Annotated in this window: 15 protein-coding genes; 7 read left to right on the top strand and 8 right to left on the bottom strand. The window is 51.8% G+C overall.

Going from position 1 to position 16,968, the window contains the following annotated elements; translation table 11 throughout:
* Positions 1 to 42: 42 nt before the first annotated feature.
* Complete coding sequence (gene npdG / locus MLAB_RS01015) at positions 43 to 747, bottom strand: NADPH-dependent F420 reductase (RefSeq protein ID WP_011832573.1); 705 nt, start codon at positions 745 to 747, stop codon at positions 43 to 45.
* Positions 748 to 1,004: 257 nt separating this feature from the next.
* Here npdG and MLAB_RS01010 point away from each other — a divergent pair, with 257 nt between their 5' ends.
* From MLAB_RS01010 to MLAB_RS01000, 3 genes are read left to right on the top strand one after another with little or no spacing between them, the layout of a single operon-like run.
* On the top strand, positions 1,005 to 2,180 hold the full coding sequence (locus MLAB_RS01010) for a hypothetical protein (RefSeq protein WP_011832572.1): 1,176 nt from the start codon (positions 1,005 to 1,007) through the stop codon (positions 2,178 to 2,180).
* A 3-nt stretch (positions 2,181 to 2,183) separates the two neighbouring features.
* On the top strand, positions 2,184 to 2,864 hold the full coding sequence (locus tag MLAB_RS01005) for an ABC transporter ATP-binding protein (RefSeq protein WP_011832571.1): 681 nt from the start codon (positions 2,184 to 2,186) through the stop codon (positions 2,862 to 2,864).
* Positions 2,857 to 4,098 carry an ABC transporter permease gene (locus tag MLAB_RS01000; protein ID WP_011832570.1) on the top strand — a complete coding sequence of 414 codons (1,242 nt, stop codon included), beginning with the start codon at positions 2,857 to 2,859 and terminating at the stop codon, positions 4,096 to 4,098. Before MLAB_RS01005 ends, MLAB_RS01000 begins: the two co-directional genes overlap by 8 nt.
* 56 nt (positions 4,099 to 4,154) lie before the next feature.
* On the opposite strand, the gene fmt is transcribed toward MLAB_RS01000, so the two are convergent.
* From fmt to MLAB_RS00975, 6 genes are all read right to left on the bottom strand, one after another.
* The gene (gene fmt, locus MLAB_RS00995) at positions 4,155 to 5,084 is read right to left on the bottom strand and encodes a methionyl-tRNA formyltransferase (protein ID WP_011832569.1); all 930 of its coding nucleotides are present in this window, start codon (positions 5,082 to 5,084) and stop codon (positions 4,155 to 4,157) included.
* A 1-nt stretch (position 5,085) separates the two neighbouring features.
* Positions 5,086 to 5,574 (bottom strand): peptide deformylase, encoded by a 489-nt coding sequence (def, locus tag MLAB_RS00990; protein WP_011832568.1) that lies wholly within the window; start codon positions 5,572 to 5,574, stop codon positions 5,086 to 5,088.
* Between the two features lie 195 nt (positions 5,575 to 5,769).
* Positions 5,770 to 5,952: a CxxC-x17-CxxC domain-containing protein gene (locus tag MLAB_RS09510; protein ID WP_011832567.1), complete on the bottom strand. Its 183-nt coding sequence runs from the start codon at positions 5,950 to 5,952 to the stop codon at positions 5,770 to 5,772.
* A gap of 205 nt (positions 5,953 to 6,157) precedes the next feature.
* Positions 6,158 to 6,436 carry a ubiquitin-like small modifier protein 1 gene (locus MLAB_RS00985; protein WP_011832566.1) on the bottom strand — a complete coding sequence of 93 codons (279 nt, stop codon included), beginning with the start codon at positions 6,434 to 6,436 and terminating at the stop codon, positions 6,158 to 6,160.
* Complete coding sequence (locus tag MLAB_RS00980) at positions 6,433 to 7,191, bottom strand: HesA/MoeB/ThiF family protein (RefSeq protein WP_011832565.1); 759 nt, start codon at positions 7,189 to 7,191, stop codon at positions 6,433 to 6,435. Before MLAB_RS00980 ends, MLAB_RS00985 begins: the two co-directional genes overlap by 4 nt.
* Positions 7,192 to 7,220: 29 nt before the next feature.
* Positions 7,221 to 9,008 (bottom strand): aldehyde ferredoxin oxidoreductase family protein, encoded by a 1,788-nt coding sequence (locus MLAB_RS00975; protein WP_281034009.1) that lies wholly within the window; start codon positions 9,006 to 9,008, stop codon positions 7,221 to 7,223.
* 226 nt (positions 9,009 to 9,234) lie between these two features.
* Between MLAB_RS00975 and ileS the strand changes: the two genes are divergently transcribed.
* The 3 genes from ileS (at position 9,235) to MLAB_RS00955 (ending at position 14,149) form a co-directional block, all read left to right on the top strand.
* Entirely contained in the window at positions 9,235 to 12,435 is a 3,201-nt protein-coding gene (ileS, locus tag MLAB_RS00970) for an isoleucine--tRNA ligase (protein ID WP_011832563.1), read from the top strand.
* An 87-nt stretch (positions 12,436 to 12,522) separates the two neighbouring features.
* On the top strand, positions 12,523 to 13,530 hold the full coding sequence (locus MLAB_RS09335) for a flavodoxin domain-containing protein (RefSeq protein ID WP_011832562.1): 1,008 nt from the start codon (positions 12,523 to 12,525) through the stop codon (positions 13,528 to 13,530).
* A gap of 28 nt (positions 13,531 to 13,558) precedes the next feature.
* A complete protein-coding gene (locus MLAB_RS00955) occupies positions 13,559 to 14,149 on the top strand; it encodes a Yip1 family protein (protein WP_187146126.1) in 591 nt (196 codons plus the stop codon).
* Between the two features lie 22 nt (positions 14,150 to 14,171).
* Here the strand turns inward: MLAB_RS00955 and MLAB_RS00950 are convergent, their stop codons facing one another.
* On the bottom strand, positions 14,172 to 15,272 hold the full coding sequence (locus MLAB_RS00950) for a hypothetical protein (RefSeq protein ID WP_011832560.1): 1,101 nt from the start codon (positions 15,270 to 15,272) through the stop codon (positions 14,172 to 14,174).
* An 88-nt stretch (positions 15,273 to 15,360) separates the two neighbouring features.
* Here MLAB_RS00950 and MLAB_RS00945 point away from each other — a divergent pair, with 88 nt between their 5' ends.
* Positions 15,361 to 16,941, top strand: coding sequence for a uracil-xanthine permease family protein (locus MLAB_RS00945; protein WP_048061941.1), 1,581 nt, complete (start codon positions 15,361 to 15,363; stop codon positions 16,939 to 16,941).
* Positions 16,942 to 16,968 lie beyond the last annotated feature (27 nt).

Raw genomic sequence — 16,968 nt, 5'->3', positions numbered from 1 at the left:
TTTTCCCTCTGCCCCGGCATACATTGTTGAAAGGAAGTTATTTTATCTAAAGTACACGCCGACATCCTTCAGGCCGTTTCTCATGGCAAGAGTGATGACGAGCGGAGTGATGCTTTCAATCGTTGCTGCACAGGCAAGCGGGCCGGCATCCAGCGGAACGAGTTTTGAAACGCTTGCAACAAGATCCATAACGATCCGTTTTGCTTCCTCGTCATCTCCGCAGACACAGACAGAGTAATCAAGCTCCTCATCGAGCTCCATCCATTTGCCGGAAGCAACATTGTTGAAGGCGGTCGTGAGTTTTGCCGATGCCGGAAGCATCTTTTGGATCGCAAGAGCGGCCGAACCTTCAGCAGGGCGGTCAGGTAGGAAGTATTTCTCTTTTGGGAAGCGGAGCATCGGATTGATCAGCGAGACCACGATCTTATTTTCGAAAACGGATTTGCCGATGGTTTCGATGGTCGATTCGATCTTATCGAACGGTACGGAGAGGATAATGATATCTGCATCACACACGCTTGCATTCGATCCTCCGCTGCAGGTTCCGCCGATCTCGCATTTACGCTCGGCAAGACAGCAGGTTACGCCGTCGGCGGCAGTTGCCGCTTTCGCCGGGTCACGGGATCCAAGCGAGACATCGTATTTACCGCTGATACAGATACGGCGGGCAAGACCCTCACCGATATTGCCGGTTCCGCCGATAATTCCAACTTTATACCGGGTTGCATTTTTTTCCATTTCGGTCATGAATAACACCACTAAATTTCACGCCAGGGATTCTGACATGATGTTCATTAGTCTCACATAGATATATTAGCTTTCCGGCATGAGATGCAAAAGATCCGGCTTATCGATACGTCAATACATGTAGTTTGGGTTTTTCCTGATTTTCGAAGAGATTCTGCGGTAAATATCTGCAGCGAAAGAGAGGATTTGACCCCATAGAAAGTATTTATCCCCCCACCCACAACTTATTAAGAATAAAAATAAGCTAAAGGTATTCCATGAACAGAAATAATCTTCGACACCTACTTCTTACAGCAGTCATCGTCTTCACGCTGATCATTTCCGGCACAGGGGCGGTATCGGCTGAAACCCAGTCTACTTTCGTAATCAAGGATTTCTCCATGTATCCAACGTCTCTGATGTCGGGCGACTCGGGGATCGTCACGGTCACGATACAAAATACCGGAACAACATTCGTACCAGTCAACCAGATCTTCATCAAAGATATTGACGGCATCAAATCATCAGTGACCCCGTATCAGAACCCGATCGGCGGCGTTGGAGCCGGCGATACCTTCACCTTATCTCTGCCGATCACTTCGACAGGCGAAACCGGCACATTCTACCCGGTTCTGTATGTCGACTTCGGCGGCAACAACGGAAATTATCTGAAGTATCCGTTTGCAGTCATCGTTGACGATCAAAGCGTCGTCATCTCGATCACCAACCGCCCCGATGTCTTCGAGCCGGACACCACGCAAACCGTCGCTTTCACGATCGGAAACCTGAGAACGAATGCGATCGAAGCGGTCGAAGTCACGGCGTCCGGAACCGGCGTCACCACCAAACAGACCTCGGTCTTCCTTGGAACGATCGATGCAAACAAAGCAGCAAGCGGAAACATAAGCGTTACCACAACTGCAGAGACGAAAGAGGTCACCTTTGATGTGACCTACCGGAACGGAGCCAACTGGCATACCGAAAGCGTCACGCTTCCTCTTGAGTCGGGCATTTCCAAAACCGGCGCTGAACTGATCGTCAACAACCTCGAAGTGAAGAACTCGGGAACGTACTATACGATCACCGGCGATGTCAATAACGCCGGCCTTACAACAGCCAAGGCGCTCGTCGTCACAACGGAAGGAGTGACCAAAACAGGACTCTACCCGTCCTACGTTGTTGGATCCATGGATGAAGACGGTCTTTCCGAGTTCGAAGTGACCTTCAGTAACCCGGCAAGCGACAACGTAACTCTGGTCTTTACCTATAAGGATGCGAACGGAAACGTCTACACGGAAAAACAGACAGTCCCAATCACGTCGGCAGTCACCGAAGCACAGACGGCAGGTGAATCAAGCCCGGTCGCCACCGTCTTGATCGTTATTGTTATCCTCGTCATTCTTGCCGGCGGTTTCGTTGCCTGGAAGAAAGGTAAAATATTTGCACGGAAGTAAGCCATGAACTCGATCCCTGTGGTCGAACTGCATGACGTCTCCAAAATCTATCCGATGCCCGCCGGAGACGTCCATGCATTAAACCACGTAAATTTCTCCATTCAGAAAGGAGAATTTGTGGCCATCATGGGACCGTCAGGTTCTGGCAAATCGACACTGATGAATATGATCGGGTGTCTGGATGTCCCAACCTCCGGCGAGATAAAAATCAACGGAAAATCGACGTCCGAGATGACCGACGACGAGCTGACCCTCCACCGGAGAGAGACGATCGGATTCATCTTCCAGAAGTTCAACCTGATCAGTCTTTTGACGGCATATGAAAACGTCGAGTATCCGCTGATCTTAAAACACGGACATAAAGATAATACGACCCGAACCAGAGATCTTCTCAGAATGGTCGGCCTCACCGACGGTCAGATGCAGCACACGCCGTATGAACTCTCCGGTGGTCAGCAGCAGAGAGTGTCCATTGCCCGGGCTCTTGCAAATGATCCGACATTCCTGTTGTGCGATGAGCCGACAGGAAATCTGGATTCAAAGATGAGTATGCAGATCATGGATATCCTGACCGATCTGCATTCCCAGGGAAGAACGGTTGTCATGGTCACGCATGATCCGAAAACGGCAGAGTATGCCGAACGTATCGTGATCATCAAGGATGGTGAGATCGTCGATGAGTGAAGAAAACACATCGCTCTGGCAGAAAATCTACTCGCCGATGATCCTCTCCCTTGCGGTCAGAAACCTGAAACTGAACAAATTCAGAACCATCCTTTCGATGATCGGTATCGTGATCGGCGTTTTCGCCATCTGCGGTATGGGAATGATCAGCGCAGGGTTCACCGAAGAGATGAACTCAATGATCTCCGACACTGCAGACACGCTGACGATCACCCCGATCGGCGAGAAAGTCATCGATGGAACGACAACGACGGGCTTCTCCACCAAGGATCTTCGAGACATAGAGTCTGCGGTAAAATCGGTCACCAAAGAATACGAATTCATTCCTATGTACTCATCGAGTAAGTACATATATATCGGAAAGGAGACCACCATGGCCACGATATCCGGAATGGATTCAAGCGACATCACAAAGCTTGCAACGCTGATCCAGGGAACCCTTCCGCGCGGAGCAACCAACGTTATCGTCGGCGAGACGTTTGCCGAAGACAATAATCTCAGGCTTGGAAGCCGGATGATCATGCTCGATTCGAGCGGTCAGGAAGTTACCTGCAGAGTTGTCGGTATCATGGAGGATACCGGACAGCTGACGTTCGGGTTCTCCACGAACAATGCGGTCGTCGGTTCGATCGAGTGGTATACCTCGCTCGTCGGAGACAATCACGGCCTGTACGACAAGGTCATCGTCAAAGCATACGATCCAACGGAACTGAACGCGATCGATGCCGCCATCGAGAAGAAGATGAACGGCAAGGAGGACAAAGACTCGGATGATACGGTCTACATCCTGAACTCGTATGAGATCATGGCAGTCTTTGACGACATCATGTCCATGTCCAGTATCTTCACGACGATCATCAGCGGGATTTCGCTTCTGGTCGCTGCTGTCGCAATTGTCAATGTGATGTTGATGAGTGTGAAGGAACGGACACGCGAGGTCGGTATTCTCAGAAGTATTGGAACCTACCGGAGCCAGATCCTGCAGATGTTTTTGTATGAAGCAGGACTCATCGGTCTGATCGGGGCAATCGTTGGAACCGTGCTCGCACTGATCGCAGCACCGATTATGCTGATGGCGATGATCGGATCACTGGATGCGATGCTGACAGCGTCCGTTCTTGTCTATGTGCCGATCGGCATTCTCATCGGTTTGATCGTCTGCCTGATTTCCGGTCTTTACCCGGCTTGGAAAGCAGCCAATCTCAATCCGGTCGAAGCAATGGCGACCGACTGATCTTTTCTTTTTTTAACGAACTACAGGGTAAACGCCTGCAAAAAAGTATCGGCTTTTCAGAGCCGGTCGCCGACTTTCAGGTAATGCCCGTTCACGATCTCAAACCCCGGCATCTCGCGTTTGCCTTCGGGTTTTGCAGAAAGGATGCACACAGCGCCATCTCCCGTCATCACAACCGGACCTTTCTTTTTGATCACGTCGACGACCATTCCCGGCTCTCCGGAATAATCCCCGGAGACCTTTTCGGCTTTGTAGATCTTCAGAAGTTTTCCATCAGGAAGCCGTGTGTTTGCTCCGGGGATCGGAGATAGACCCCGGATCCTGTTGTGGACCACTGTCGCCGGCAGAGTCCAGTCGATCACGCACTCCTCTTTGGAAATGGACGGGGCAAACGTTACCTTCGTCTCGTCCTGAGGGATCCGGACGGCTCTTCCCGACTCGAGCAGGTCGAGAGCCTCGATCAGAGCTTCCGCCCCGAGCTCCGCCAGCAAATCATGGACCTCGCCGTAGGAGGCATTTTCATCCAGCGGAATCGATTTTGCATGGATCACATCGCCGGCATCCAGACGGGCAGTCACGTACATGATCGAGACCCCCGTTTCACTGTCCCCGTTCAGCACTGAATACTGCATCGGGGCAGCTCCTCGATACTTTGGAAGAAGCGAGCCGTGCAGATTTATCGTGTTGTGCTTCGGGAGTTCGAGGATCGCATCGGGGATCATCATCCCGTATGCAACAACAACGGAGATGTCCGGCGAGAGCGCTTTCAGTTCTTCGAGCAGAGCCGGATCCTTCATGTTTTCAGGCTGGAAAACCGGGATCCCGTGTTCGAGGGCGAACTGCTTCACCGGCGAGAACTCGATCCTGTTTCCTCTCCGGTTCGGTTTGTCTGCCCGGGTCAAAATACCGACGATCTCATGCTTTGCAAAAACCGCACGAAGCGAGGAAAGGGCATACTCGGGCGTCCCCATGAAAAGGACACGCATGTTACACCTCCTTTAAACGGAGATCCTCGAGCTGTTTTGCGATCATCTTTTTTGCGATCGGCGATATCCGGTCGACGAACAGGATCCCGTCGAGATGATCGTATTCGTGTAGGAAGACCCGTGCCGGATAATCTTTCAGCTCCTCTTCGATCAGTTCCCCGGCCTCGTTGGTATACCTGACCGTGATCCTGCGCGGACGGCGGACTTTTTTATGGATGCCGGGGACGGAAAGACAGCCCTCTTCCATCTCAGAGAAGGCGTTCCCGGTTTTCATGATCTCCGGGTTGATGACTCTGCGGACTTTGTCGCCCGGATTCATCACAAAAAACCGTTTTCCGATCCCGACCTGGGGAGCTGCAAGACCGACCCCACGGTGTTCCTTGAGCATCGGAACCATTTCGTCCAGAATGGCCAAAAGTTCGGGGGTTATTGTATCGACGGGCTCGGCAACTTGCGCAAGTACCGTTTTTCCGTATATCTGAATCTCCATTATTATTAGTGTTGGATTTTTTTCTTGATGAAGATGTCTGATGATCCTACTGTATGCGGAAGAAAAATCCGGGATCTTGAGATCATCTGTCGCTGAATATGGGAATCAGTATACATAAAGGGACGGTGATAATCACGCAAAACAGATGGGTCGATTCAAAAAAATGATATGTTGGACGAAAATGTCCGAACAGTATTAGTACCGGTTCCGTGGGGTCCGGTGTTTTGGAAGGCAGTCCTGACAGTAGACTGGTCTGCCTTCTGTTGGCTTAAACGGTACCTCACATTCTTTTCCACAGTCTGAGCAGACTGTTTTGGTCATTTCGCGTGGGCCGTCATTAAACTGGCGTGATCCGCCAAAATTATTTCTTCTTTCCATGATAGGATTTCCTTGGAGCATAAATGCTCACGAAAAAAACAATGAGACAAAAAAAGTCTTACTGATATTTCCCACAGATAACTGCGACTCTTTATACGTCTCACCGGGATAAATAGTTGTGGTTCGTGGATGAAGAAAATACAAAAGAGGTGTTGGCAGAAAATCCATATCTCCCGATTTTCCGGGTTTTTCGAAACGCCGGATTTTATCCGCCGGCAGCCGGCGGAAATAAAGCGATCATGTCCCCTTCATCGAGCGGCGTGTCCAGACCGGCAATAAAATGAATGTTTCTGCCGTTTTTCAGGATGTTGACAAAGTCCCGAAGCGTGCCGGGTGCTGCAAAAAGCAGAGCATCGAGACCCATATACCGGGCCGTAAGTTCGGAGAGGAGCGTTTTGATTGTTGCACCTGCTGGAAACTCAAGTTCTACTTTCATGTCCATCACTTCCCGAAACGTGGCAAACGCCTTAACCGTGATCTTCATGCAGACGACCTCCGGGCATCGGGTTCACCGTTGGAAAAACCGCAGTCGGTACAGTCGGGAGAGTTGACGATTTGTATCGATTCGGCCTCCCCTCGCAGGCCGTCCCAGAGAAGCAGCCGGTTTTCGAGAAGTTTTCCGGTTCCGGTGAGATACTTGACCGCTTCGGAAGCCTCGATGCTGCCGATCGCTCCGCAGGTCACCCCGATAATCGCGTTCTTTTCCCAGGTCGGGGTCGTTGGAACAATACAGCGGAGACAGGGCGTAATGCCAGGAATGAGAGTCGTTACCTGTCCATAGAATCCATTCACGGCACCGTGGATAAAGGGAATTTTCGCATCGAGACCTGCCCGGTTCAAAACATAGCGGGCGGCGAAATTATCCATGCCGTCAAGGATCAGATCCATACCGGAAACGAGACCGTTCACGGATGTTTCGTCGATATGCCGGCAGACCGGATCGACCTCGACGTCACGGTTGAGGGCATGGATCGTCTTTTTTGCTGCTTCGACCTTGCATGCCCCGATATCCTTCTCCTGATACAGGATCTGCCGGTTGAGGTTGGACCTCTCCACGACATCCTCATCGACGATCCGGATGTACCCAACACCGGCTGCCGCAAGATAGGTCGCGATCGCCGAGCCGAGACCTCCGGCTCCGGCAAGAAGGATACGGGCATCTGCAAGTTTTTTCTGTCCCTCTTTTCCGAAAAGAGGGATCTGTCTCAGAAACCGGGAGTCCGGCAGATCTTCTGACATTTCAGGATGCTCCAGCAAAGTCTGACGATTCACATCAGTCCCAGTTCTTTGAGTTTTGCTTCGGTTGGAACTCCTTCCGCATCCCAGCCCCTCAGAGCATAATACTCGTCAAGCATTTCGAGCACATGGGACACCTGACCAGCCGGCGCACCTTCTTTTAAAGGCTCGTGCAGGAGACGGTCCGGCAGAGTGTCGTCTTTACGGCCGAATCCCCGCTTGACATTATAGAGCTTCTGGAGATTCCAAATCCGTTCACCGACCTGCAGAAGCTCATCGGCACCGATCTTCACGCCGGTTGTTGCCGAGAGAAGGTCGGCATAATCCTCTGCGTCAAGAGCAAAAGACGTAAAGAGGCACATGCCGGTTGCATCGATCGCAGCGGTCAGATCCTGGAAGGTTTTGACCCACTGGGGTTTGCCTTTGATCAGATAGGGATCGATCTTCTCGGGAGCGCCGAGAATCTCCGGCGAGATCATGTACGCATAGACATGATCACCCCCGCGAACCGAGGTGGCGGTCGCAAGACCATACCCTTGAATTCCCCGGGGGTCGTAGGCAGGCAGTTCCTGCTTTTTGGAACTCATCGAGAGTTCCGGATGTCCGTGTTTGGTCGCAAACTGGAAGGAGCCTTCGGCAAGTTCGTCGCCTATGCCTTCGCGTTTTGCAATCTGCTCAACGAGTTTCAGCATACCTTCTGCATCGCCGAACCGGATCGGGTGGTCGATATACCCTTTCTCCGCCATCTCCATTAAACAGGCGATCGTGGTAGGAACAGAGATGGAGTCAAGGCCATACTCATTACAGAGATCGTTTGCCCTGGCAATGATTTTCAGATCATCGACACCGCAGTCGGCACCAAATCCCCAATCTGGTTCATACTCCGGACCTTCGCCGGTAACTCCGTCGAATTCATGGACCCGGCCACACTGGACAATACAGGAGTAACAGCCTTTGGGTTTTTTAAGAATCGTCTGCGCCATCGTTTCGCCGGATATCTTCTCCGCCCCGTCGAAGTGGGCGGTCTGGAAGTTTCTTGTCGGCAGAAGATAATTTTCGTTCAGAATGTTGACGAGGACAGCCGTTCCGTAATCATGCAGACCTTTGGCGATCCCGTTCTCCTGGATCTTGTTTTTCACGCGTTCCTTAACGGTTTTGAGCTGTTCTTCATCTGCCGGCTTAATCAGCTGATCACCCCGGGCTGCGATCGCTTTCAGATTCTTCGAGCCCATCACGGCCCCAACCCCGCCACGTCCGGCGGCGCGGGTCTTTTCATTGATGATACACGACATCAAAACGAGTTTCTCACCGGAAGGTCCGATACATGACACACGAACACTCGGATCTTTCAGCTCCTCGACGATGGCATCGGTGGTCTCGCCGGTGGTTTTACCCCAGAGGCGGGAAGCATCGCGGAGTTCGGCTTTCCCGTTGTCGAGCAAGAGATAGACCGGTTTTGCTGATTTTCCGGTGATGACGGCCGCATCGAACCCGGCCTTTTTCAGCTTCCAGCCGAAAACGCCCCCGCTGTTGGCGCTCACGGCAAGTCCGGTCAAGGGAGCGATCGTCGAGACCTCATACCGGCTTCCAAGGGGAATCCCGGTCCCGGTCAACGGTCCGGCCGCAAAGACGAGAATGTTCTTATCACTCAACGGATCGATCTTCGGGTCGACCATATCGGTAAGGAGTCTGATACCAAAACCCCGTCCGCCAATATACGACTTTTTCAGTTCCGGGGGCGTTGGTTTGACTGCCGTTGTTCCGGAGGTGAGATCGACATAGACCATATTTCCTGCATATCCATCCATGATGATAACCAAACTGTAAGTTTGTGGTCATTGTACATAAATGTTCGAGTCGGGGATGATTTTTTCAAACAAAATACGGGAAACTGCTGTTTGGAATGAAAAAGACATCCAGCGCCGTAAAACAAAAATCCACACGGATCTCCCGGAAAAAATCCGGACGGAAATTCCGCTTGGATACAAAACCCCTTATGTATACCGACAACCAATAGTTACCCACATATTGAGTGAGGGAAAACTCGTGAAAGAAATATCAGAAAGTTATGTACCCGCCGTTGTCGAAAACGAGGTTCGGGAGTACTGGAAAGCAAACAATACATATCGTGAAACACGCAAACTTCACGAATCAGGCAAACCGTGGCTCTTTGTCGATGGACCGCCGTACACCACAGGCTACATCCACCTTGGAACCGCCTGGAACAAGATCTTAAAAGACGCAATCCTCAGATACCACTCAATGACCGGCCAGCATATCATCGAACGTGCCGGTTACGATATGCACGGTCTCCCGATCGAGGTCAAAGTCGAGGAGAAGCTCGGATTCAAAAACAAGGCAGACATCGAGAAATACGGTGTGGCAAAGTTCATCGAAGAGTGCCGAGAGTTCGCTCTTACCCACAAAGATCTGATGAGCGAGCAGTTCAAAGATCTCGGGACCTGGATGGACTTCGACGACCCCTATCAGACTGTCGATAAAGGATACATCGAAGCTGCCTGGTATACCCTCAAACGCTGCGAAGAAGAGAAGATGCTCGAACGCGGATCCAGAGTCGTCAACTGGTGTCCCCGCTGCGGAACGGCGATCGCCGATGCTGAGGTCGAATACTGGGACGAGACCGATCCGTCGATCTTCGTGAAATTCCCCATTCAGGGAACCGAGAACGAATACCTCGTCATCTGGACGACCACGCCCTGGACCCTCCCGGCAAACGTCGCCGTCGCCGTCGGTGAAGAGTTCGTCTACGCAAAATGCCGTGCAGTAAAAGACGGGAAAAGCGAAGACCTCTGGATCGCAAAAGAGCTTGCCGAGCAGATCCTCAAATACGGAAAATATCAGGACTACTCGATCATCGAAACAAAGACCGGAGCCGAACTTGCCGGAACGAAATATATTTCCCCCCTCGCATCCGCCGTTCCCATGCAGGCACAGATCGAACACCGTGTCGTCATCGCCGATTACGTAGCGATGGAAAACACCGGAATGGTCCATATCGCTCCGGGTCACGGCTGGGACGACTACCTCGTCGGTCTCAAAGAAAATCTTCCGGCCGTCTGTCCGGTCGACGGAAACGGAAACTTCACCGATGAAGCCGGTATCTTTGCAGGAAAATACGTCAAGGCACCCGAAACCAATCAGGAGGTCATCGACGTTTTAGGAGACGCCATGCTTGCAGTCCGCAAGATCACCCACCGGTACGGGCACTGCTGGAGATGCAAGACGCCGATCATCTACCGGGCAACTTCCCAGTGGTTCCTAAAAGTAAAAGACATCAGAGAAAAGATGCTCGAGGAGATCGCCGACGAAGTGACATGGTATCCAGAGTGGGCAGGCTCCGCCAGATTCCACGACTGGGTCGAAGAGGCACGCGACTGGTGTATCTCCCGGCAGAGATACTGGGGTATCCCGATCCCAGTCTGGGTCTGTCCGGTCTGTAACAAATATCATGTCGTCGGCAGATACGAAGAGCTCGAACAGCTCTCCGGCCAGAAGATGACTGACCCCCACCGGCCGTACGTCGATGACATCACGATCCCTTGTGAATGCGGCGGAACGATGAAGCGTATCCCGGACATCTTCGATGTCTGGTATGATTCGGGTATCGCCTCATGGGCGACCCTCCGGTTCCCGGAAAAGCCCGAGGACTTCGGAAAATACTGGCCGGCGGACTTCATCCTCGAAGGACATGATCAGACCCGCGGCTGGTTCTACTCGCAGCTCGCCTTATCCACGATCGCATTCGGCAAAGCCCCATACAAATCCGTTCTCATGCACGGATTCGCTCTGGATGCTGAAGGAAAGAAGATGAGTAAAAGTCTTGGAAACGTCATCGCCCCGGAAGACGTTGCCAAACAGTTCGGTGTTGACGTTATGCGCCAGTACATCCTTTCGGCGAATGCTCCGTGGGATGATATGCGTTTCTCCCTTGAAGGCGTCAAGACCAACCACAGAATGTTCAATGTTCTCTGGAACGTCTACAAATTCCCGCTGCCGTACATGGCGCTCGACGGCTACAAACCGGCAGCCAAAGACGGTGTCTGGGATCCGTCGGCAGTCGAAGATCATATCTCTGAATTCTGCAGAGAAGACCGCTGGCTCATCTCCCGTGTGAACTCGCTTGCCGAGCAGGTTACCAAAGAGATGGAAGTCTGCAACCTTCACCGGGCGACCAGACCGATCAGCACGTTCATCCTCGACGAACTCTCCCGCTGGTATGTCCAGCTGGTCAGACCGAGAATGTGGCTCGAAGAAGAGTCCGTCTCGAAGATGCAGGCCTACGATACTATGTATTACGTGATGCGCAGACTCGTAACCATATTCGCACCGTTTGCTCCCCACATCACTGAATGCATGTACCAGAACCTGAGATGCGAAGGCGATCTGCCCTCAGTCCATATGGTCGACTGGTTCAGCGGAAACGATGCACTCCGCGACCCCGTTCTCGAAGAGGAGATGGAGATCGTGCAGGAGTTCGACGAAGCGGTCGCAAACGCCCGTCAGAACGGAAAACGCAAAGGACGCTGGCCGGTTGGAACGGTCGTTGTCGCGACCGATTCGGAAAAGGTCGCCGGCGCCGTTTCAGCGATGAACGATATGTGCTGTGACCGGGCAAATGCCCGGACCGTCACGGTCGTCAAAGGCGTCTGGGACAAACTCGACTGGACTGCCGTTCCGGTCATGAAAGTGATCGGCAAACAGTTCGGACGGGACGGACCCAAAGTCAAGGCATTCATCGAAGAAGCAAACGGAACCAAGCTCAAAGCTCTGCTGACTGCAGACGGAAAAGTCAGCATGGAAAAGGACGGATTCACTGCAGAACTGACCGAAGAGCACATGACCTTCGAAGAAAAGATGCCGGAAAACATCTTCTCCTCCCCGATGGAGAACGGAACGATCTACGTCGATGTGACTCTCACGCCGGAACTCGAAGCAGAAGGATACTCGCGTGAAGTCATCCGCAGAATCCAGGAGATGCGAAAACAGGCCGGTCTCGCCGTCGATGCAAAGATCAAAGCCGAAGTCGTCATCGATGATGCACGGGTCATGCCCCTTGTGGACTCAAAGCATGACGTTATCGAAACCGAGGTCAGAGCAAACTGTCTAAAAATCAGAGTGCCGGACGGAGAAACCTGTTCCTGCAGAGTCGCCGATGAAGCGATCCTTGCAATGGACTGGGAGATCGACGATCTCAAGGTCAGAATCAGCATCTCGAAAGCAGAATAATACCCTCCTCTTTTTTCAATATCGGCATTCTCCGTACTAAAACACTTATTCCATCACGACCAATTCAAAATAACAGAAGGGATAAACTTGAGTACAGTAGTCATTTATAAATCAAAATACGGCTCCACGGAACAGTATGCAAAATGGATCGCAGAAGAGCTGGGTGCAGACCTGAAAAATGCGGATCACCTCAAACTGGACGATCTTCTCCCCTACGACACGATCGTGTACGGAGCTGGCGTTTACGTTGGATGTATCGCCGGCATCGCGCTGATCGCGGACAACTACGAACAGCTCAAGGATAAGAAACTCATCGTCTTCACCGTCGGGCTGACCGATCCTGCTGATGAGAAAAAGTACGATGATCTCCTTACCAAAAACTTCACCTGGACGATGAAGGACGCCGTGCCTGCGTTCCATTTCCGCGGAGCACTCGATTACAAAAAGATCGGGCTCGGCAACAAACTGATGATGAAGAAAATGAAGATCCCGGAGGCGAATTACGTGAGCAAAGAACAGATCCAGCCGCTGCTTAAATCTCTCGGGTCATCAAAACCGGCAAACAAACCGGAAAACACCACGACAAAGATCTACGACACGCCAAGACTCACCATCGAAACCCGGCACGTCCATCTCCCAAACGGTAAAGACAGAAACTACCTCTTTGTCCAGCCGGTTCCGGCGGTCTGTATCCTCCCAACCGACGAGACCCATGTATACCTGATCAAACAGTACCGTGCGGTGATCAACGAGTACATCCTCGAGGTCCCGGCAGGAGGTATGGACAACGGAAGCGAGACCCCGCTCGAATGCGCAAAAAGGGAACTCGCAGAGGAAGCACGTCTCTCGGCAAAGGAGTTCGTCCCGAAAGGATACGTCTACTCGACGCCCGGATTCTGCACGGAAAAACTGTGGCTCTTCGAAGCACGGGGACTTGCTCCATGCGAAGACTGCGCAAGAGACGAGGATGAGATCATCGATGTCGTGAAAGTGCCCAAAGCCGAAGTTTTTGCCATGATCGACCGTGGAGAGATCGTCGATGCAAAAACGATCGCACTCCTGACAAGGTCGCTGGCGAAGCTTAATAGTGACTGAATAGAAATATTATCCGACATCTATGGATATGAAAAATGCAGTTAAATACCTGCTTTTCGATCAAAAGCAGTTCTTCGAAAAGGCTCCCAAAGGTCTTCTGATCCCGGCGCTGATCACGCTTCTCTATTCCCTGATATCAATCGCCTTCATCATCCCCGGAGATGTCATGACAGCGGTCATTACCGTGATCGGAGGAGTGATCGGCGTCTTCCTCTCATGGGCAGTTGTCGCCGGACTGTTTCTTGCCGGCGTAAAACTCCTCGGTTATGCGAAATGCACCTTCAAGCAGATGCTTGCAGTGACCGGCTACGCTTCGGCGATCCTCGCGATCGGGGCTCTCTTAAGCGGACTTGTCGGACTCGTTGGAACGGTTGACCCCCTTGTGAGTCTTGCCGTTCAGGGAGCGGTCCTCTTCTGGTCAATCCCGGTCTGGATTTTTGGTATCGCATCCATCACCGAACTCCCGCCGAAAAAGGTCTTCACCTGCATCCTCATCCCGATCATTCTGATGATAGCAATGACTGTCGTCTCGTATATCCTCACGGCCTCGCTTACCGAGAGCGCTGCACTCTACGCAGGTTCAGGTTCAGGATCAGGCTCAGAATTTAGAATGAGATAATCTTCTCTCATCTTTTCTTTTTTTACAGCATATCTTTGAGATGCTTTTCCTCGCCCGTCTCTGTCAGGATCTCCTGAGCGACCGGATCGAGAGCCAGCAAAAGATTGGGCATAAGGACATACGCCGGGAACCGGTAGAAGAACTCCTGCACCAAAAGCTTGTTCATGATGAAAAGCAGGAACTCACGTTTCAGTTTCGGCAGGTCTCCAGGCTCTGAGACACTGACTCTTGGCAGAAGATCCTCGCGTAAGACCGAAAGATGATGCTCGTTTAGGGTATTCATCAGTTTTCTGCTCTCGACGCCCTGGAAATAGCGAAGGATCAGACCCTGGGTAATGAGGATCAGCGCGAGAAGGAGCGGATACTCGCCCGGGACAAGCGAGATGTCGCTCAGGAACTGACCGAGCGTCATCCCCGGGAAAAACATCGCCCCGACAATGATCAGACAGGTAAACAGACAGAATATCCCGACATACAGCCAGGCTTTGAGACCTTCGGGGGTGAAGACGTCATTTTCGGAAAGAGGTTTTCCCACGAAAAAGCCGGGCATGCCGGGTTTTGCTGCGGTGATCCTTGAATAAAAGATCAAGATCACGCCGATCTGCACAACAAGCAGAAAGAACATCATCCAGTCGATCATGCCGAAGAATTTCATCACGACCGCACAGAGCAGATCGATCAGATACAGAATAGTGAAGCCTTTCACGAGAGGTTTGGTATTGATGAGAAAGGCGTTCCAGAAAAATTCGACCAGTGTCAGCCGGTTTTTCCGCACGGTGCGGAGAATATTGGCGAGTCTGAGAAACTCTTTAAGATAGATCTGGAATTTTTTATCGAAGATGTTGATCTTCGCGTCCGAACCAACGGAGGGGATCATCATCAAAAAGAAGTAGAACATGTAGAGATAGAAGCTTCCTTCGATCCAAATCATCAGGATCTGGCCTGGATTCAGGGATCTCAGAAGAGAAACAACCGCCGTGACCACAAGTACGGCGAGCGGGATCAGAGTCAGATACTTCGAGCGGACAAGCCTGTGTCTGCCGTCCTCGAGGATCTGTGCATACTCCTCTTCGACCCGGATCTGGTTCTCGATCCTGGTGATAAATTCCTCCTTCTCATACATAGGATAGCTATTTTGTATGTCTGAAAGTGTGATAATCCTATTCCTACGATAAGCTTTAACATAAAAGTACAACCAACAAATGTTCACAATGGCCGAGGGGGATGAACCGATCTACAATGTCAAAGACAACGTACCGCTTGGAACGACGGTTCTGACAATCCTCCAGCATTTCTTTGTTTTAGCCGTGTATATGACATATCCGGTGATCATCAGCAATGCGATCGGCGGCTCGACGGATCTGACAATGTTTCTGATCAGTGCGACCCTGATCGGCTCGGGTATCGCGACGATCCTGCAGTCTTTTTCGAAGACGGGGGCAGGATATCTTCTGCCGATGGTCCCAAACTCTTCGTATCTGCCGGCTTCCCTTCTTGCTGCAACGGCCGGAGGACTGCCCCTTCTGTATGGAATGCTGATCATCTCAGGACTGTTCGAGATGGTGATCAGCCGGTTCACGACGTTTTTCCGGATCGTGTTCCCAAACGAAGTGACGGGTGTTGTGCTGTTCCTTCTGGGGATCGCTATCGTTCCGTTCGCATTTCCGCTGTTTTTCGGAAGCACGGACTCAGGACCCCTGGACCCGGCATCAACGGTCGTGGGCATCATTACGCTGACCTCCACGATCCTTTTGAGTGTGATCCCGAAACGGTTCTTCAAGTTCTATGCTATCCTGATCGGTATCGTGATCGGGATGGCGGCATCCGTGTTTCTGGGCGTGTTCAAACTCGAGACCCTGCTCCAAATCACGAGCCTTTCGGTGTTCTGGATCCCGAACCCAATCGGGATCGTCTCGTATTCGTTCGAATTCGCGCTGCTGATCCCGTTTGCGATCGCGATGATCTGCGTGATGCTGAAGTCGGTCGGAAACATTTCGCTCCTGAACGCCTACACCAAAGAGGGCGAGAAGAATACGCTGAAAAACGGGCTGATGTCGGAGGGTGCGGGGGTCGCGATCGCCGGAGCGTTGGGCGGGATCGGGATCGGATCGTCTTCGGGAGCGACGGGGCTCGTTGTCGGGACCGGGATCGCAGCAAAGCGGGTTGGGTTGGGTCTTGGGATCTTTCTGATCCTGTGCGGATTTTTGCCGGCGATCGGCTGGGTTTTTCATATTCTCCCTAAGCCGATCCTTGGAGCGACCCTTTTGTATGCGGTGACGTTTGTGATGGTGACCGGCATCCAGAGTATTTCGTCACGGATGCTTGATCCCCGGCGAAAGTTCGTGGTGATCCTGCCGATTTTGATCGGGGTCTCGTCGGCTGTGTGTCCGTATCTGTATGCTGACCTCCCGAAGACGTTGGCACTGTTCTTTGCATCGCCGCTGACGTCCGGGTCGATGGCGGTTTTGATTCTCGGTCTTCTACTCAGAATCGGTATCAAAAAGCACCGGTCGTTCGATTTTTCGAAGGATGCGAATCTGCAGAGGTTCCTGATGGAATGCGGACGTCAGTGGACGCTTGAACGTATGCAGATGTTGTCGATTTCAAATCATCTGCAGAATCTGGCGGATGCCGGAGAGCCGGAGAGGCTGGAAATGAAGTTCGAACCGATCGGGATGCTTAGAGCAGAGATGGTTTTCAAAGAGCCGGTGGAGAATGTCCCGAAGATGAAAATAAACGGGAATCTGGAGGCGGATGGGAGAGTGGTTAAAGCAAGCTATCCGCTGATGTAGGGAGATAACGTTCTTCCACAATATTAT

It is taken from the genome of Methanocorpusculum labreanum Z (assembly GCF_000015765.1).
In the GTDB taxonomy this organism is placed as follows: domain Archaea; phylum Halobacteriota; class Methanomicrobia; order Methanomicrobiales; family Methanocorpusculaceae; genus Methanocorpusculum; species Methanocorpusculum labreanum.
Note: the sequence above shows the minus strand (reverse complement) of the source record. Positions and strands in the feature narration are given on the sequence as shown.

Excerpts from the sequence above, each read along its gene's own strand:
- MLAB_RS01010 (WP_011832572.1), top strand. The coding sequence starts at position 1,005 with ATGAACAGAAATAATCTTCGACACCTACTTCTTACAGCAGTCATCGTC.
- MLAB_RS09510 (WP_011832567.1), bottom strand. The coding sequence starts at position 5,952 with ATGGAAAGAAGAAATAATTTTGGCGGATCACGCCAGTTTAATGACGGC.
- MLAB_RS00985 (WP_011832566.1), bottom strand. The coding sequence starts at position 6,436 with ATGAAGATCACGGTTAAGGCGTTTGCCACGTTTCGGGAAGTGATGGAC.
- fmt (WP_011832569.1), bottom strand. The coding sequence starts at position 5,084 with ATGCGTGTCCTTTTCATGGGGACGCCCGAGTATGCCCTTTCCTCGCTT.
- MLAB_RS01005 (WP_011832571.1), top strand. The coding sequence starts at position 2,184 with ATGAACTCGATCCCTGTGGTCGAACTGCATGACGTCTCCAAAATCTAT.
- MLAB_RS00980 (WP_011832565.1), bottom strand. The coding sequence starts at position 7,191 with ATGTCAGAAGATCTGCCGGACTCCCGGTTTCTGAGACAGATCCCTCTT.
- def (WP_011832568.1), bottom strand. The coding sequence starts at position 5,574 with ATGGAGATTCAGATATACGGAAAAACGGTACTTGCGCAAGTTGCCGAG.
- MLAB_RS00945 (WP_048061941.1), top strand. The coding sequence starts at position 15,361 with ATGGCCGAGGGGGATGAACCGATCTACAATGTCAAAGACAACGTACCG.
- MLAB_RS01000 (WP_011832570.1), top strand. The coding sequence starts at position 2,857 with ATGAGTGAAGAAAACACATCGCTCTGGCAGAAAATCTACTCGCCGATG.
- MLAB_RS00950 (WP_011832560.1), bottom strand. The coding sequence starts at position 15,272 with ATGTATGAGAAGGAGGAATTTATCACCAGGATCGAGAACCAGATCCGG.
- MLAB_RS00955 (WP_187146126.1), top strand. The coding sequence starts at position 13,559 with ATGAAAAATGCAGTTAAATACCTGCTTTTCGATCAAAAGCAGTTCTTC.
- npdG (WP_011832573.1), bottom strand. The coding sequence starts at position 747 with ATGACCGAAATGGAAAAAAATGCAACCCGGTATAAAGTTGGAATTATC.